Origin of the sequence: Roseobacter sp. MH60115 (genome assembly GCF_015644665.1) — a bacterium.
Taxonomy (GTDB): Bacteria; Pseudomonadota; Alphaproteobacteria; order Rhodobacterales; family Rhodobacteraceae; genus Roseobacter.
Genome location: NZ_JADOBQ010000001.1, coordinates 549,029 through 562,117, shown reverse-complemented (window position 1 = coordinate 562,117; position 13,089 = coordinate 549,029). Strand labels below are relative to the sequence as shown.

General features: G+C 62.5%; 16 protein-coding genes. 7 read left to right on the top strand and 9 right to left on the bottom strand.

The window, feature by feature from the left end; translation table 11 throughout:
• Positions 1-153: 153 nt before the first annotated feature.
• The 7 genes from ISX84_RS02645 to ISX84_RS02615 form a co-directional block, all read right to left on the bottom strand.
• Positions 154-753 (bottom strand): superoxide dismutase, encoded by a 600-nt coding sequence (locus ISX84_RS02645; RefSeq protein ID WP_195818764.1) that lies wholly within the window; start codon positions 751-753, stop codon positions 154-156.
• A gap of 144 nt (positions 754-897) precedes the next feature.
• Positions 898-1,308 (bottom strand): hypothetical protein, encoded by a 411-nt coding sequence (locus ISX84_RS02640; RefSeq protein WP_195818763.1) that lies wholly within the window; start codon positions 1,306-1,308, stop codon positions 898-900.
• A 145-nt stretch (positions 1,309-1,453) separates the two neighbouring features.
• Positions 1,454-2,029 carry a sarcosine oxidase subunit gamma gene (locus tag ISX84_RS02635; protein ID WP_195818762.1) on the bottom strand — a complete coding sequence of 192 codons (576 nt, stop codon included), beginning with the start codon at positions 2,027-2,029 and terminating at the stop codon, positions 1,454-1,456.
• On the bottom strand, positions 2,022-5,036 hold the full coding sequence (locus ISX84_RS02630) for a sarcosine oxidase subunit alpha family protein (RefSeq protein ID WP_195818761.1): 3,015 nt from the start codon (positions 5,034-5,036) through the stop codon (positions 2,022-2,024). The genes ISX84_RS02635 and ISX84_RS02630 overlap by 8 nt, the downstream gene beginning before the upstream one ends.
• A 61-nt stretch (positions 5,037-5,097) precedes the next feature.
• Positions 5,098-5,427, bottom strand: coding sequence for a sarcosine oxidase subunit delta (locus tag ISX84_RS02625; protein ID WP_195818760.1), 330 nt, complete (start codon positions 5,425-5,427; stop codon positions 5,098-5,100).
• A 90-nt stretch (positions 5,428-5,517) separates the two neighbouring features.
• Positions 5,518-5,721 (bottom strand): hypothetical protein, encoded by a 204-nt coding sequence (locus ISX84_RS02620; protein ID WP_195818759.1) that lies wholly within the window; start codon positions 5,719-5,721, stop codon positions 5,518-5,520.
• Positions 5,722-5,928: 207 nt separating this feature from the next.
• Positions 5,929-6,105 (bottom strand): hypothetical protein, encoded by a 177-nt coding sequence (locus tag ISX84_RS02615; protein ID WP_195818758.1) that lies wholly within the window; start codon positions 6,103-6,105, stop codon positions 5,929-5,931.
• Between the two features lie 143 nt (positions 6,106-6,248).
• Between ISX84_RS02615 and ISX84_RS02610 the strand changes: the two genes are divergently transcribed.
• A complete protein-coding gene (locus ISX84_RS02610) occupies positions 6,249-6,437 on the top strand; it encodes a hypothetical protein (protein WP_195818757.1) in 189 nt (62 codons plus the stop codon).
• 158 nt (positions 6,438-6,595) lie between these two features.
• Here the strand turns inward: ISX84_RS02610 and ISX84_RS02605 are convergent, their stop codons facing one another.
• Complete coding sequence (locus ISX84_RS02605; protein ID WP_195818756.1) at positions 6,596-7,840, bottom strand: sarcosine oxidase subunit beta family protein; 1,245 nt, start codon at positions 7,838-7,840, stop codon at positions 6,596-6,598.
• Positions 7,841-8,060: 220 nt separating this feature from the next.
• Here ISX84_RS02605 and ccmI point away from each other — a divergent pair, with 220 nt between their 5' ends.
• Genes ccmI through bluB form a run of 4 tightly spaced genes read left to right on the top strand, consistent with a single transcriptional unit; the run spans position 8,061 to position 10,650 of the window.
• Positions 8,061-9,293, top strand: coding sequence for a c-type cytochrome biogenesis protein CcmI (ccmI, locus tag ISX84_RS02600; RefSeq protein ID WP_195818755.1), 1,233 nt, complete (start codon positions 8,061-8,063; stop codon positions 9,291-9,293).
• Positions 9,290-9,778, top strand: coding sequence for a Holliday junction resolvase RuvX (ruvX, locus tag ISX84_RS02595; RefSeq protein WP_195818754.1), 489 nt, complete (start codon positions 9,290-9,292; stop codon positions 9,776-9,778). The genes ccmI and ruvX overlap by 4 nt, the downstream gene beginning before the upstream one ends.
• 3 nt (positions 9,779-9,781) lie before the next feature.
• Positions 9,782-10,012 (top strand): DUF1289 domain-containing protein, encoded by a 231-nt coding sequence (locus ISX84_RS02590; RefSeq protein ID WP_195818753.1) that lies wholly within the window; start codon positions 9,782-9,784, stop codon positions 10,010-10,012.
• Between the two features lie 14 nt (positions 10,013-10,026).
• Positions 10,027-10,650 (top strand): 5,6-dimethylbenzimidazole synthase, encoded by a 624-nt coding sequence (bluB, locus tag ISX84_RS02585; protein WP_195818752.1) that lies wholly within the window; start codon positions 10,027-10,029, stop codon positions 10,648-10,650.
• Positions 10,651-10,653: 3 nt separating this feature from the next.
• Here the strand turns inward: bluB and ISX84_RS02580 are convergent, their stop codons facing one another.
• The gene (locus ISX84_RS02580) at positions 10,654-11,559 is read right to left on the bottom strand and encodes a LysR family transcriptional regulator (protein WP_195818751.1); all 906 of its coding nucleotides are present in this window, start codon (positions 11,557-11,559) and stop codon (positions 10,654-10,656) included.
• Positions 11,560-11,647: 88 nt separating this feature from the next.
• On the opposite strand from ISX84_RS02580, the gene metF reads away from it, so the two are divergent.
• Together metF and ISX84_RS02570 are read left to right on the top strand one after the other, a co-directional pair.
• Positions 11,648-12,517 carry a methylenetetrahydrofolate reductase [NAD(P)H] gene (gene metF, locus ISX84_RS02575; RefSeq protein ID WP_195818750.1) on the top strand — a complete coding sequence of 290 codons (870 nt, stop codon included), beginning with the start codon at positions 11,648-11,650 and terminating at the stop codon, positions 12,515-12,517.
• A 65-nt stretch (positions 12,518-12,582) separates the two neighbouring features.
• The gene (locus ISX84_RS02570) at positions 12,583-13,062 is read left to right on the top strand and encodes a PaaI family thioesterase (protein WP_195818749.1); all 480 of its coding nucleotides are present in this window, start codon (positions 12,583-12,585) and stop codon (positions 13,060-13,062) included.
• Positions 13,063-13,089: the final 27 nt, after the last annotated feature.

Here is a 13,089-nt window from a genome sequence, read left to right as displayed (position 1 = left end):
TCGCCTCCGGTTGTGATCTCAATTTCACGGATCAACAAGCAAAAAGGCCCCGCCGGATGGCAGGGCCTCTGAATTCGGCAGCGGGTTTAAGCGGCAGGGGCGGCGCGACGGTGTTCCCGTCGGCGCTCCGCGCAGGTCAGCCCGGTACGGCGGTCACATCCGGGAGGCGACATTCTCCCAGTTCACCAGATTGTCGAGGAAGTTCGACAGGTAGTCGGGCCGCTTGTTGCGGAAATCGATGTAGTAGGAATGCTCCCACACATCGCAGCCCAGCAGGGCCGTCTGACCAAAACAGACCGGGTTCACGCCGTTCTCGGTCTTGGTGACCTTCAGGCTGCCGTCAGTGTCTTTCACCAGCCACGCCCAGCCGGAGCCAAACTGGCCCGCGCCCGCGGCCTTGAAGTCATCCTTGAACTTGTCGACCGAGCCAAAGCTGTCGGTGATCGCCTTTTCCAGCTCACCCGGCATCGCGCTGTCGCCCGGGCCCATCATCTCCCAGAACTGGTTGTGGTTCCACAGCTGGCTGATGTTGTTGAAAATGCCGTTCTGCGCGACGGCAGAGGCGTTATAGGTGCCCTTGATGATCTCTTCGAGCGATTTGCCTTCCCACTCGGTGCCCTCGATCGCCTTGTTGCCATTGGTCACATAGGCGTTGTGGTGCAGATCGTGGTGATACTCCAATGTCTCCGCGGACATGCCTTTGCCAGCCAGAGCGTCGTGGGCATAAGGAAGATCAGGAAGTGAAAAAGCCATTGCGGGCCCCCTTTGTCATTTCAGTTGGGTGTACTGCACATGAAGCGCAGCCGCTCCGGAGTTCAAGTGTTAACGGGCGCAAAAAGTGTTCCGGTTGCAGATTTTGGCGGCGAAAACCCCACCCGCAGGGTCAGGAGCAGGCAATCAGCTTGTGCGCTTGGTGCAGGTCCCTGTGCCTGAAAACTGGTTGTGATAGAGATCCGGGCGTGCGTAGACCGAGATCTTTCCACTCTTCCGGATCGTGGCTTCGAAGTCGAAGTAGGGCGTGCGCTGATTGCTGTCGTTGGTATAGTCTTTGATGGTCCATTTGACCGTCAGCCGGTTGGCGGTTTGACGCACGCTGTTTGCCGCAACGGGGGCTGCGTAGACGGCAAGGACAAAGGCATCACTGACCGTCGCGGTTCCGTTGTCCCGCACCACAATCGCGATCTTTTCGGAAATCCAGCCCTTGCCGCGTTTCAGATTGGTCATGTCGCAGTCGTAGAGCACGCCCTGCGCCGCGAGGGCCGGTACCGGCAGAAACAAAAAGAGCAGAAATGATAAACGCCGTAGCATACAATATCCAGAAATTGTGGGCGCACGCATCGCATCGAGTGTGAGGCGAAATCACACGGATTTCACGCCCATCGCCATCGGAACCACCCGCGCACCGGATTGGTTTCCGCGCAATGCTGGCAGTGACGCCAAGCGGCGTCAACCGTTACTCTTGGTAAACACCCACCGATGACCCGGGCTGTGCCGCAACAGTCAGCACATCAAAGACATATTGTGCTTGGGACCGGAAACAAATGATGTGAAACGCCTCCTCCTCCGGCATCCAGAAGGCGGCGGGGACCTGTGCCAGCCGTGTGCGGCGGAACATGCCGGGGGTGAACTGGTCGGGGGCCAGATCCACGGGGCTCAGCTTGGCCATCACCTCGCGCGCGCGCGCCCCGCTGACCCGGAACATCGCCCGGGCATCGGAGACGTTGACGGCAAGCGCATGCGATTTCGCCAGCGCCTTATGCATCCTATCCAGGGTTTCGCCCACGGCATCGTAGGGGCAAAGGAGCAGGAGTTCATCCGGGCTCATCCAGCACAGGGCGCGATCCCCCTCGGCCGTGACCCTGCCCTGTTCCGGCATGGCGGCACCGGAGGCCGAGGTGACGGCTTTTTTGACCGCGCTGGCAGTCAGATCGCCGCGCAGGCTGATCATCCCCTGAAGGGAAGCTTCCGCAAGTGTCGCGATCCCGTTGTCGGCAGATGCGCCGCCCAAAGCAGTGACCGGCTCAGACATTGGCTTTCTCCCCGTCCTTGTCATAGAAAACCGGGTCCACGATGCGCGCCTTGTAGGTCGCACCCTCGGTGCCGGGGAATTCCAGCACCTCACCCATGCGGTCGGGGCCGTGCAGCACCAGGCCCATGGCGATCCCCTTGCCGAGATTGGGCGAGTGGTAGCTGGAGGTCACGCGCCCGATCATGGTCTTCTGACCATTGGCATTTTCGCCTTCGCCCACCGCATAGGCGCCGTCGGGCAGCACCGCGCCCGAGAGCGTTTCCAGACCCACCAGTTTCCAGCGCTCGGGGTCGGTCATATGGCTCCGCTCCTGCGCGCGTTTGCCGAGGAAATCGTCCTTTTTCTTAGAAATCGCCCAATGCAGCCCCAGATCCTGCGGGATCACCGTGCCGTCGGTCTCGTCCCCGATCATGATGAACCCCTTTTCCGCCCGCAGGATGTGCAGCGCCTCGGTTCCGTATGGCATGACGCCCAGATCGTGGCCCACGACCATCAGCGCATCCCAGAAGGCCTGCCCCTGCCCCGCATCGACCGCGATTTCATAGCTCAATTCGCCCGAGAAGGAGATGCGGTAGACGCGAACCTTGAAGCCGCCGAGGTGGCCATCGGCCCATTCCATGAATCCGAGCGCGTCCTTGGAGACATCCATGCCGCCGAGCTTTTCCAAGGCCTTACGCGCGTTCGGGCCGACGACAGCCACCTGCGCATATTGCTCGGTCACATTGGCCACATAGACCTGCCAGTCCCACCATTCGGTCTGCAGCCATTCTTCCATATGCTGGTGAATACGCTCGGCCCCGCCGGTGGTGGTGTGGCAGAGGAAGGTGTCCTCGTCGATCCGCGCCACCACGCCGTCGTCGATCAGGAAGCCGTTCTCCGAACACATCAGCCCATAGCGGCATTTGCCCGGTTTCAGCGTGCTCATCATATTTGTGTAGAGCATGTCGAGAAACTTGCCTGCATCCGGGCCCTTCACCACCAGCTTGCCCAGGGTTGAGGCATCCAGCAGCCCGAGGTTTTCCCGTGCATTGCGGGTCTCGCGCATCACCGCATCATGGGTGTTCTCACCGTCGCGGACATAGGCATAGGGCCGACGCCAGTGGCCGACCGGCTCCCATTCCGCCCCATGGGCATCATGCCAGTTGTGCATCGGTGTGCGGCGAATGGGCTGGAAGACCTCGCCGCGTGCTTCACCGGCAATCGACCCCATGGAAATCGGCGTATAGGGCGGGCGGAAGGTGGTGGTGCCCACCTGCGGGATCGTGCTGTTCAGCGCACCGGCCAGCGTGGCCAGGCCGTTGATGTTGCTGAGCTTCCCCTGATCCGTCGCCATGCCGAGGGTGGTATAGCGCTTGGCATGTTCGACGCTCTCAAACCCTTCCTGCGCGGCCAGTTGCACGTCCGAGACCTTCACATCGTTCTGATAATCCAACCATGCCTTGCTGCGCAGTTTTACACCTGCGCCCTGCGGCATCAGCCAGACCGGCATCATCGGCGCTTCTTCCGGGCTGTCGCCGACAGGACAGCTGGTCTGCCGGACCTTGAAGCCTGTGGCTGCGGCGGCAAGCTTGCCCGCCTGGTCGCCATCGCCCAGTGCATCGGCCAATCGCAGAGCGCCGTTCGCGGCCCCGGCGGCGGTCACAAATGCCTCGCCCTGTGCGCCCATCGGCGCTTTGTCCACATCGGGGCGGAAATGCGCCTGCGTCTCGTCCCAGATCAGTTTGCCGCCGCAATGCGACCACAGGTGCACCACGGGAGACCAGCCGCCGGACATGGCCACGGCGTCGCAGGCGATCTCTTCGAGCACAGCCCCTTCGCCCGCCTGGCTGCAGACACAAACGCCGGTGACGCGCTTGGTGCCTTTCACCGATGCGACGGCATGTCCCATCATCACCCGGATGCCCAGGGCCTTTGCCTGTTCCATCGCCGGGCTGTCCCGTGCCAGCACCCGCGCATCGAGGATCACGGGCACGCTGAGGCCTGCGTTTTTAAGGTCAAATGCCGTAAGGTAAGCATCATCGTTGTTGGTCACGACCACCGTGCGATCCCCGGTGGAGACACCGTAATTGACCAGATAGTCGCGCATGGCAGAGGCCAGCATGACGCCGGGAATGTCGTTTCCTGCGAAGGGCAGCGGGCGTTCGATTGCGCCGGTGGCGGTCACGATATGACCCGCCCGGATGCGCCACAAGCGGTGACGGGGACCGGGATTTTCCGGCGCATGATCACGCAGTTGCTCGTAGCCCAGGACGTAGCCGTGATCATAGACGCCAGCGCCCATCAGCCGCTTGCGCAGCGTGACGTTGGGCATTGTCTCCAGCTCGGAGATGATTTGATCCACGTAGTTTTCCACAGGCACGCCATCCACTGTGCCGCCATCGACGGGGCCGCGCCCGCCCCAATGGGCCGACTGTTCGACCAGCAGTACCTTGGCGCCTGTCGCGGCGGCGGTCTTGGCGGCCTGCAGCCCCGCCACGCCGCCGCCGATGACCATCACATCGCAGAAAAAGTGAAAATGCTCGTAGGTATCTGCATCCCGCGCCTTGGGGGCACAGCCCAGGCCCGCGGACTGGCGAATGAACGGCTCATAGACATGTTTCCACAAGGGCCGCGGGTGCATGAACATCTTGTAGTAGAACCCGGCGGGCAGAAAGCGGCTCAGATGCGTGTTGATCGCGCCGACATCGAAGTCCAGGCTGGGCCAGTGGTTCTGGCTCTGCGCGGTCAGCCCGTCGAAAAGCTCGGTGGTGGTGACGCGCTGGTTGGGCTCAAATGTGCCTTCGGCGCCCATATTGACCAAGCCGTTGGGTTCTTCGGCACCGGAGGCCACGAGCCCGCGTGGGCGGTGGTATTTGAACGACCGTCCGACCAGCATCTGATCATTGGCCAGCAGCGCGGAGGCCAATGTGTCGCCGTCAAAGCCGCGCAGTTGCTTGCCGTTGAAGGTGAATGTCAGGGCCTTTTGCTTGTTCAGCAGGCGGCCGCCCGTCGCAAGGCGCGTGCTCATAACTCTGTGTCCGGCTTAGAAGGCGAGGAAGGGAATTGCATATTTTTGGAACAATGAAAGGTCATTTGAACTCTCTCCACGTCCAGTTGGGGCGTTTTTCGGAGATCTTGTCGCGCAAGTCCTTTGGCGGTTCCGTGGTCTGGGCGGCGTAGGTTCCGAACACTTCGAGCGTGGTGGTGCAGCGCGCGGCGTGGAACCACTTGCCACAGCCATAGGCGTGCCGCCAGCGTTCGAAATGCACTTCGCGCGGGTTTTCCCGCATGAACAGGTAGCTTTCGAAATCATCCTCTGATGCGCCCGGACCAAAGCGTTTCAGGTGCGCTTCACCGCCTCCCTGAAATTCGGTTTCCTCGGCGGTAACGCCGCAAACGGGACAGGACAGGATCAGCATGGGTAGGCTCCGACCATCGGGAGGCGGCACGCGAAAAAGGCGGGCGTCCTAAGACGCCCGCCTCTGGCGGTCCGCGAAAATGAGAGGGTGTTATTCGACGACAGCGGGTGCTGTGTCAGCGGGTGCCGCCGGTGCGGTTTCGATGGCGGCAGGATCTGCAGCGCCATCGGGATCTGTGGGCACGGTGCTTGTGCCAAGAACGGCCAGCAGGAAGACGAAAGCGCCGATAACCACCAGCGCGATGAAAATGCCTTTGCCACTGACGCCATCGTTGTGGGTCGTATAGTCAGCCATTGTTTTGTCTCCTTGTTACGGGAGGCCAGTGTGAAGGCTGACGGCCCTGTCGCAACCACAGCAGGCGACGTGGTCTGATTTCGGCGAGCACAAGCCAGATATGTGCGCATCGGGGAGCCGAAAAGTGCCGATTTAGGGGTAAAACGATAAAAACCGCCCGGGCGACGGGACGCCCGGACGGCTTTATTGCACATTGTTTTTTCGGGTTTAGTTGTCCGAAACAGCCTCTGCTGCGTCTTCAAGGACTGTATCCGGGCCTTCGACCGAGACAGCGTCGCCGCCAGCCAGCATGAAGTATGCCAAAATGGCAACGACAACCACGAGTGCGCCAACGATGAAGGCGATGCCGGTGTTGCCGCCACTGGAATTTGATTGATCGGACATGTTGTCTCTCCTTTTCGCGTTGCGATTGAACAGACAACACGCGGCCCAAGGAAAAAGTTCCTTGAAACGTGCAGTTTACGACTGTCGCCAAGTGTGGCGGGCTGCGCTATACTCTGTGTAGCCCGGGTGAGGAGGATCCGATCATGAGCCATGAGATGACAGCGGTTCTGGTGTTTGGCGTCTTGGTCGTGCTGGCGTTGGTCATGCTGGTGCGCGAAAGGCGTGGCATTGCGGCACGAAAGGCCGCGCGCGGCGGACGTGAGGTGAACGTCAGCAACCTGATCGCCTTTGGTTCTGCCGCCGGTGAGGGCGAGAAAACGCACACCGATTGACGCCTTGGATGTGATCTGAGCCATCTTGTGGCCCTTGGCGAACTGCTTTTGCTGGTCGTTCTGACCGTTCAGCGCGAAACCGCGCGCAAACCTGATCACGGCAGAACCTGTGATGTGATCGGCAGTGGGCCAGGAGATGGTAGGGGCGGCAACTGACATCAGTGCGCCACCCCGGCGGCGACGCTTTCATCAATGAACCGGCCTTCGCGGAAGCGCTCCAGCCCGAAGGCGTCGGTCAGCGGCCCGTGTCCTTTTGCCATCAGCTCCGCCATGGCCCAGCCCGAGCCCGGGGTGGCCTTGAACCCGCCGGTGCCCCAGCCGCAGTTGATGAACACATTCTCCACCGGGGTTTTCGACAGGATGGGGGAGCGGTCGCCTGTGATGTCCACGATCCCGCCCCATTGGCGCAGCATCTTCAGGCGGCTGACCATCGGGAATGTCTCGACCAGGGCACGCACGGTTTCCTCGATGTGGTGGAAGGATCCGCGCTGCGTGTAGTTGTTGTAGCCGTCGGTGCCGCCACCGATGACCATCTCGCCCTTGTCGGACTGGCTCATGTAGCCGTGCACCGTGTTGGCCATGACCACCACATCCATGCAGGGCTTGATCGGCTCGCTCACCAGCGCCTGAAGCGCCACGGATTCAATCGGCAGCCGGAAACCTGCGAGCCCCGCCACATGTCCCGAATTGCCCGCCACCACGATGCCGAGCTTGTCGCAGTCAATCGCGCCCTTCGTCGTGTCGACGCCCACGACGCGGCCACCCTCGCGGCGCACAGCCGTCACTTCGCATTGCTGGATCACATCCATGCCCATGTCGGAACAGGCCCGCGCATAGCCCCAGGCCACCGCGTCGTGCCGCGCGGTGCCGCCGCGTGCCTGCCAGAGCCCGCCCAGCACCGGATAGCGCGGCCCGTCGATGTTGATGATCGGCACCAGCTCCTTCACCCGGCGCGGGCCGATGAACTCGGTCTGCACCCCCTGCAACGCATTGGCATGGGCGGTGCGCTGATAGCCACGCACCTCATGATGGGTCTGCGCCAGCATGATCACCCCGCGCGGGGAGAACATTATGTTGTAGTTCAGATCCTGGCTCATCGTCTCATAGAGCGACCGGGATTTCTCATAGAGCGCCGCCGAGGGATCCTGCAGGTAGTTGGAGCGGATAATCGTGGTGTTGCGCCCGGTATTGCCACCACCCAGCCAACCCTTTTCAAGGATGGCCACGTTCTTGATCCCGAAGCGCTTGCCCAGATAGTACGCCGTGGCCAGACCATGCCCCCCGGCCCCGATGATGATCACGTCGTATTTCTTCTTGGGCTCCGCCGCACGCCACGCCCGCTCCCACCCGGAGTGATACCGCGCAGCCTCGCGCGCCACGGCAAAGACGGAATAACGTTTCATGGCAAGATCACCCCAAGACGAATAGGCCGGATTCGGATCGGCATTCAGATTGCTATTGTTCTGCGTTACTGACCGGAAAAGAGGATACTAGGCGCGGCGCTTTCTAACAAGTTTGCGACACAAGCCGCAATTGAGGCAATTGCGCGCGCAGGCGTGATGATTTGTCCCTTTTGCCCGCGCGCATTGATCGCTAAGTCAGGGGCGCAAGGAGCATGACTGAATGGCGTTATTCTGGATCTTGGCGGGCGGGCTCGCCCTGGGCGTCGCGATTTTGCTGGCGTTGGGTCTGCGGGCGCCGCGCACAGGCGCGGCGGTGCCGGCGGCGGCCTACGATTTGCGGGTCTATCGCGACCAGCTGCGCGAGGTTGAAAAGGACCTCGCGCGCGGCGTGGTCAGCAAGGAGGACGCGGAGCGTGTGCGTGCCGAGGTGTCGCGCCGTATTCTTGCCGCCGATGCCGCCCTGCAAAAGGACGACGTCACCGCAGACGCGAGCAAAGGCGCGCCGGGGATCGTCGCGGGCGCGATTACCCTTGTGCTGATCGCGGGCAGTGTCGGACTTTACCTGCAACTCGGGGCACCGGGATACGGCGATCTGACACTGGCCGACCGCATCGCCTTTGCCGAGGAAGCGCTGGCCGAACGCCCCAGTCAGGCCGAAGCAGAGGCCAGCCTGACTGAGCGCGGGGCCCCACCGGAGGCGAGCCCGGATTACGTCGCATTGGTCGAACAGCTGCGCGACACGGTGGCCCGGCGGCCTGATGACCTGCAGGGGCATATTCTGCTGGCCCAAAACGAGGCAAATCTGGGGAATTTCCGCGCTGCTGCTGAGGCCCAGGGCGAGGTGCTGCGCCTGAAAGGTCCCGACGCAGAGGTCGCCGATTACGTCGACTACGCCGATATGCTGGTGCTCGCGGCGGGCGGTTATGTGTCGCCGGAGGCGGAAACCGCGCTGCGCACCGCGCTCAGCGTCGATCAGGCCAACGGCACTGCGCGCTACTACATTGGCCTGATGATGGCCCAGACCGGACGACCGGACACCGCCTTCCGCATGTGGGATGCCCTGCTGCGCGAAGGGCCGGAGGACGCACCGTGGATACAGCCCATCCTCGCACAGATCGAAGACATGGCGTTCCGTGCAGGCGTCAACTATCAGCTGCCCGAGATCGGCACCGGGCGCGGCCCCTCTGCGGCCGATATCGAGGCAGCGGGCGATCTTTCCCCGGCAGAACGGCTGGAGATGATCCAGGGCATGGTTTCGGGCTTGTCCGAACGGCTGGCAACCGAAGGCGGCCCGGTGCAGGATTGGGCACAGCTGATCAGCGCGCTTGGTGTGCTGGGCCAGACCGGACAGGCGCGCGCGGTCTATGACAATGCCGTCGAGGTCTTTGCCGAAGACACCCGCGCATTGGACCTGCTGCTGCGCGCGGGCCAGCGCGCCCGTGTCGTCGAATGATACACGAAGAGATCGGCGATTTCGCCGCCGCCCTGCCCCCGATGCACAGCATTGCCGGTCTTGATCTGGGCACGGTCACCATTGGCGTTGCGGTCTCCGACACCTTCCTGTCCATCGCCACGCCGCTGGAAACCATCAAGCGGCGCAAATTCACGCAGGATGTCGCCCGGTTGACGGAAATCCTCGCCGCGCGCCGGATCGGTGGGCTGGTGCTGGGCCTGCCGCGCAATATGGATGGCTCTGAAGGGCCGCGCTGCCAGTCCACGCGGGCCTTTGCGCGCAATCTTGACCGCACTGACGGCTTCGACCTGCCGGTCACCTTCTGGGATGAGCGTTTGTCCACCGTTGCCGCCGAACGCGCCTTGCTGGAGGCGGATACATCGCGAAAACGTCGCGCAGAGGTTATTGATCACGTGGCCGCGGGGTTTATCTTGCAGGGAGCGCTGGACCGGTTGCGGGCCATCCGCACGGCCAATGAAGGGTAGCACATGACAGACGACATCTGGCGCCGCGATGAGGCGGAAAGCCCCTGCATCAAGGTCTGCGTGATCCACCCCGAGGCACGGCTCTGCACCGGCTGCCTGCGCTCCATCGACGAGATCAGCGCTTGGTCGCGCATGACGCCCGAGGCGCGCCGCGCCGTGATGGCGGAACTGCCCCTGCGCGGCGGGCAGTTGAAAAAACGCAAAGGCGGGCGCGCCGCGCGACTGGCGCGTTAGCAGGCACGACAGCCATGGAACTATCCGACGCACATCGATCCGCCCTCGATGACATCCTGACCTGGCGGCGCGATGTCCGGCATTTCCTGCAAGACCCGGTGGCGGCGGATGTGCTGACCCGGCTGCAGCGCAGCATGGACCACGCCCCGTCGGTCGGCAATTCCCGGCCCTGGCGTGTGATGCAGGTGGACAGCCAGGACAGGCGCGCGCGAATCATCGACAGCTTCGAAACCTGCAACGATGCGGCCGCCAAGGCCTATGCGCCCGACGCACAACGCGACTACCGGGCCTTGAAGCTTGCCGGGCTGCGCGAGGCCCCCATACACCTTGCCGTCTTCACCGATCTCGCCGTCGAAGAGGGACGCGGGCTGGGGCGGCAAACCATGCCCGAGGCGCTCTCCTACTCAACAGTCATGGCGATCCACACGCTCTGGCTGGCCGCACGGGCGGAGAACATTGGCGTGGGCTGGGTCTCTATCCTTGATCCGGTCGCCGTTGCCGCGATCCTTGACGCACCACCCAGCTGGTCCCTGACGGGCTACCTCTGCCTGGGCCACGCCGCGCGTATCTCCGACACGCCGCTGCTGCACGAGGCGGGATGGCAGGCAGACACCACCCAACCCTGGATCATCAAGTAGCGCTCAAACAGCCTGCAGTTTGCGCGCTTCTTCCCCCGCCAATTCCAGCAGTTGCTGCATGAAGGGCTTGCCCAGATCGTCTTCGCGCACCGCGGCGTAAAGCCTGCGGGTGATCCCCTTTTCGGTCAGGGGACGCGTGATGTAGTCGGAGGAATATTTGACCTCCCGCACCACCCAATCCGGCAGCACCGACACCCCCCGGTTGGACGCAACCAGCAACAGGATCACCGCCGTCAGCTCCACCTGCCGGATCGCGGCGGGCTCCACCTTGGCGGGGATCAGAAGTTGGCTGAAGACATCAAGCCGAGTGCGCTCCACCGGATAGGTGATCAACGTCTCCCCCCGGAAATCCGCCGCCTCGACATAGGGTTTCCGCGCCAGGGGATGCGTGCTTGCGGCCACAAAAACCGGCGCGTAATCAAAGAGTTCGACAAACTTCACACCCGGCAACTCCTCGGGGTCGGAAGAGACCACCAGATCAACCTCTTCCTTCAACAGCGCAGGCAGCGCGTCAAAGGCCAGCCCGGGGCGGATATCCACATCGACATCCCCCCAGCTTTTGCGGAACTTCTCCAGCACCGGGAAAAGCCATTCGAAACAGGCGTGGCATTCGATGGCAATATGCATCCGGCCCGTGCTGCCCGCCCGAAGCCCGGTGAATTCCTCTTGAAGCGCCTGCACCTGCGGCAGGACCTGTTGCGCCAGTTTCAACAAACGAATACCCGCCGGCGACAGCTTCAGCGGCTTGGACCGGCGCACAAAAAGCTCGACCCCGGCCTGATCCTCCAACCCCTTGATCTGATGGCTCAAAGCGGACTGCGTGATATGCAACTGATCGGCTGCACGGGCCAGCCCCCCCGCCTCGTGAATGGCCTGGATCGTGCGCAGGTGGCGAAACTCGATATGCATGCGTGCCTCATGTTAAAGATGAGAGTTATGAGTTTGTCTCACGAAGTGAGGTATGGCACAAGGTGCCAACTCATAAGGACGCCGCCCGATGCCCACCCCATCCGTTTCATTTGAAGTCTTCCCGCCCCGCTCCATCGATGCCTCGTTCAAACTATGGGAAACCGCGCAGGCACTGGCCCCACTGGAGCCGCGATTTTTCTCAGTCACCTATGGTGCGGGCGGCAGCACGCGCGACCTGACCCATGACGCGGCCTACACGCTGCACAAGTCATCCGGCCTGCCGGTTGCCGCGCATCTGACCTGCGTCGGCGCGTCAAAGGCCGAAACCCTCGCCGTGGCCCAACGCTTTGCCAAGGCGGGCATCACCGACATCGTCGCCCTGCGTGGCGATGCGCCAGAAGGTCAGGACAGCTTCACAGCCCATCCTGACGGCTTTGCCAATGCGGTCGAATTGATCGAGGCACTGGCGCAGTCCGGCCAATTCACCCTGCGCGTGGGCGCCTACCCTGAAAAACACCCCGAGGCCGCCAGTCAGCAGGCCAATGTCGACTGGCTGAAAGCAAAAATCGACGCGGGCGCGGATGAAGCGATCACCCAATTCTTTTTTGAGGCTGACACCTTCCTACGGTTCCGCGATGACTGTGCCAAGGCGGGAATCACGGCGCCGATTACGCCGGGCATCCTGCCCATCATCAACTGGACCAGCGCGCGCAAGTTCGCCCTGCGCTGCGGTGCGACCGTTCCGGCCTGGCTGGATCAAGCCTTCGAGGCGGCAATCCGTGACGACCGGCACGATCTGCTGGCCACGGCCATCTGCACAGAACTCTGCTCCGACCTGGTCGACGAGGGCGTCGAGGATCTGCATTTCTACACGCTGAACCGCCCTGATATGACGCGCGAGATCTGCCACGCACTTGGCGTCACGCTGGCCACCTCGGGCGTGCGCGACGTTGCGTAATCCTTGTTCCCAAATCCGATAACCGCTTAGCTCCAGACATGAATTCCACCGTGCCGGAGCTCGCTATGGCAATTGCTAAATCCCCCGCCGATCTGCTCACCCAGGCCGATGTCCTGTCCATGTCCGGGCTTGAATTCATGCAGGGCATCTTGGCCGGTCGCCACCCCGGCCCGCCCATCGGCGAGACTATGGGCTACACCCTGCATGCCGTGTCCAACGGGCGGGCCGTCTTTCGGGGCACGCCGGAGTTCAACGTGACCAACCCGATGGGGACGGTGCATGGCGGCTGGTACGGGACCCTGCTCGATTCCGCCATGGCCTGCGCCGTGATGACAAAAGTGCCGCGCGGCTCGGTCTACACAACGCTGGAATTCAAGATCAACATCACCCGCAACATCCCCCTTGGCACGACCATCGATTGTATCGGCGAGATTGATCACGCCGGTCGGTCCACCGGTGTCGCGCATGGTGAAATTCGCGGGGTCGAGGACGGCAAACTCTACGCCACCGGGTCCACGACCTGCATCATCATGAAGATGACCTGATCCATCACCGGCAAAATTGTACCAATT

Excerpts from the sequence above, each read along its gene's own strand:
- ISX84_RS02590 (WP_195818753.1), top strand. The coding sequence starts at position 9,782 with ATGACAGACGACATCTGGCGCCGCGATGAGGCGGAAAGCCCCTGCATC.
- ISX84_RS02620 (WP_195818759.1), bottom strand. The coding sequence starts at position 5,721 with ATGGCTGACTATACGACCCACAACGATGGCGTCAGTGGCAAAGGCATT.
- ISX84_RS02610 (WP_195818757.1), top strand. The coding sequence starts at position 6,249 with ATGAGCCATGAGATGACAGCGGTTCTGGTGTTTGGCGTCTTGGTCGTG.
- ISX84_RS02605 (WP_195818756.1), bottom strand. The coding sequence starts at position 7,840 with ATGAAACGTTATTCCGTCTTTGCCGTGGCGCGCGAGGCTGCGCGGTAT.
- bluB (WP_195818752.1), top strand. The coding sequence starts at position 10,027 with ATGGAACTATCCGACGCACATCGATCCGCCCTCGATGACATCCTGACC.
- ruvX (WP_195818754.1), top strand. The coding sequence starts at position 9,290 with ATGATACACGAAGAGATCGGCGATTTCGCCGCCGCCCTGCCCCCGATG.
- ISX84_RS02570 (WP_195818749.1), top strand. The coding sequence starts at position 12,583 with ATGGCAATTGCTAAATCCCCCGCCGATCTGCTCACCCAGGCCGATGTC.
- ISX84_RS02625 (WP_195818760.1), bottom strand. The coding sequence starts at position 5,427 with ATGCTGATCCTGTCCTGTCCCGTTTGCGGCGTTACCGCCGAGGAAACC.
- ISX84_RS02645 (WP_195818764.1), bottom strand. The coding sequence starts at position 753 with ATGGCTTTTTCACTTCCTGATCTTCCTTATGCCCACGACGCTCTGGCT.
- ISX84_RS02615 (WP_195818758.1), bottom strand. The coding sequence starts at position 6,105 with ATGTCCGATCAATCAAATTCCAGTGGCGGCAACACCGGCATCGCCTTC.
- metF (WP_195818750.1), top strand. The coding sequence starts at position 11,648 with ATGCCCACCCCATCCGTTTCATTTGAAGTCTTCCCGCCCCGCTCCATC.
- ISX84_RS02580 (WP_195818751.1), bottom strand. The coding sequence starts at position 11,559 with ATGCATATCGAGTTTCGCCACCTGCGCACGATCCAGGCCATTCACGAG.
- ISX84_RS02630 (WP_195818761.1), bottom strand. The coding sequence starts at position 5,036 with ATGAGCACGCGCCTTGCGACGGGCGGCCGCCTGCTGAACAAGCAAAAG.
- ISX84_RS02635 (WP_195818762.1), bottom strand. The coding sequence starts at position 2,029 with ATGTCTGAGCCGGTCACTGCTTTGGGCGGCGCATCTGCCGACAACGGG.
- ISX84_RS02640 (WP_195818763.1), bottom strand. The coding sequence starts at position 1,308 with ATGCTACGGCGTTTATCATTTCTGCTCTTTTTGTTTCTGCCGGTACCG.
- ccmI (WP_195818755.1), top strand. The coding sequence starts at position 8,061 with ATGGCGTTATTCTGGATCTTGGCGGGCGGGCTCGCCCTGGGCGTCGCG.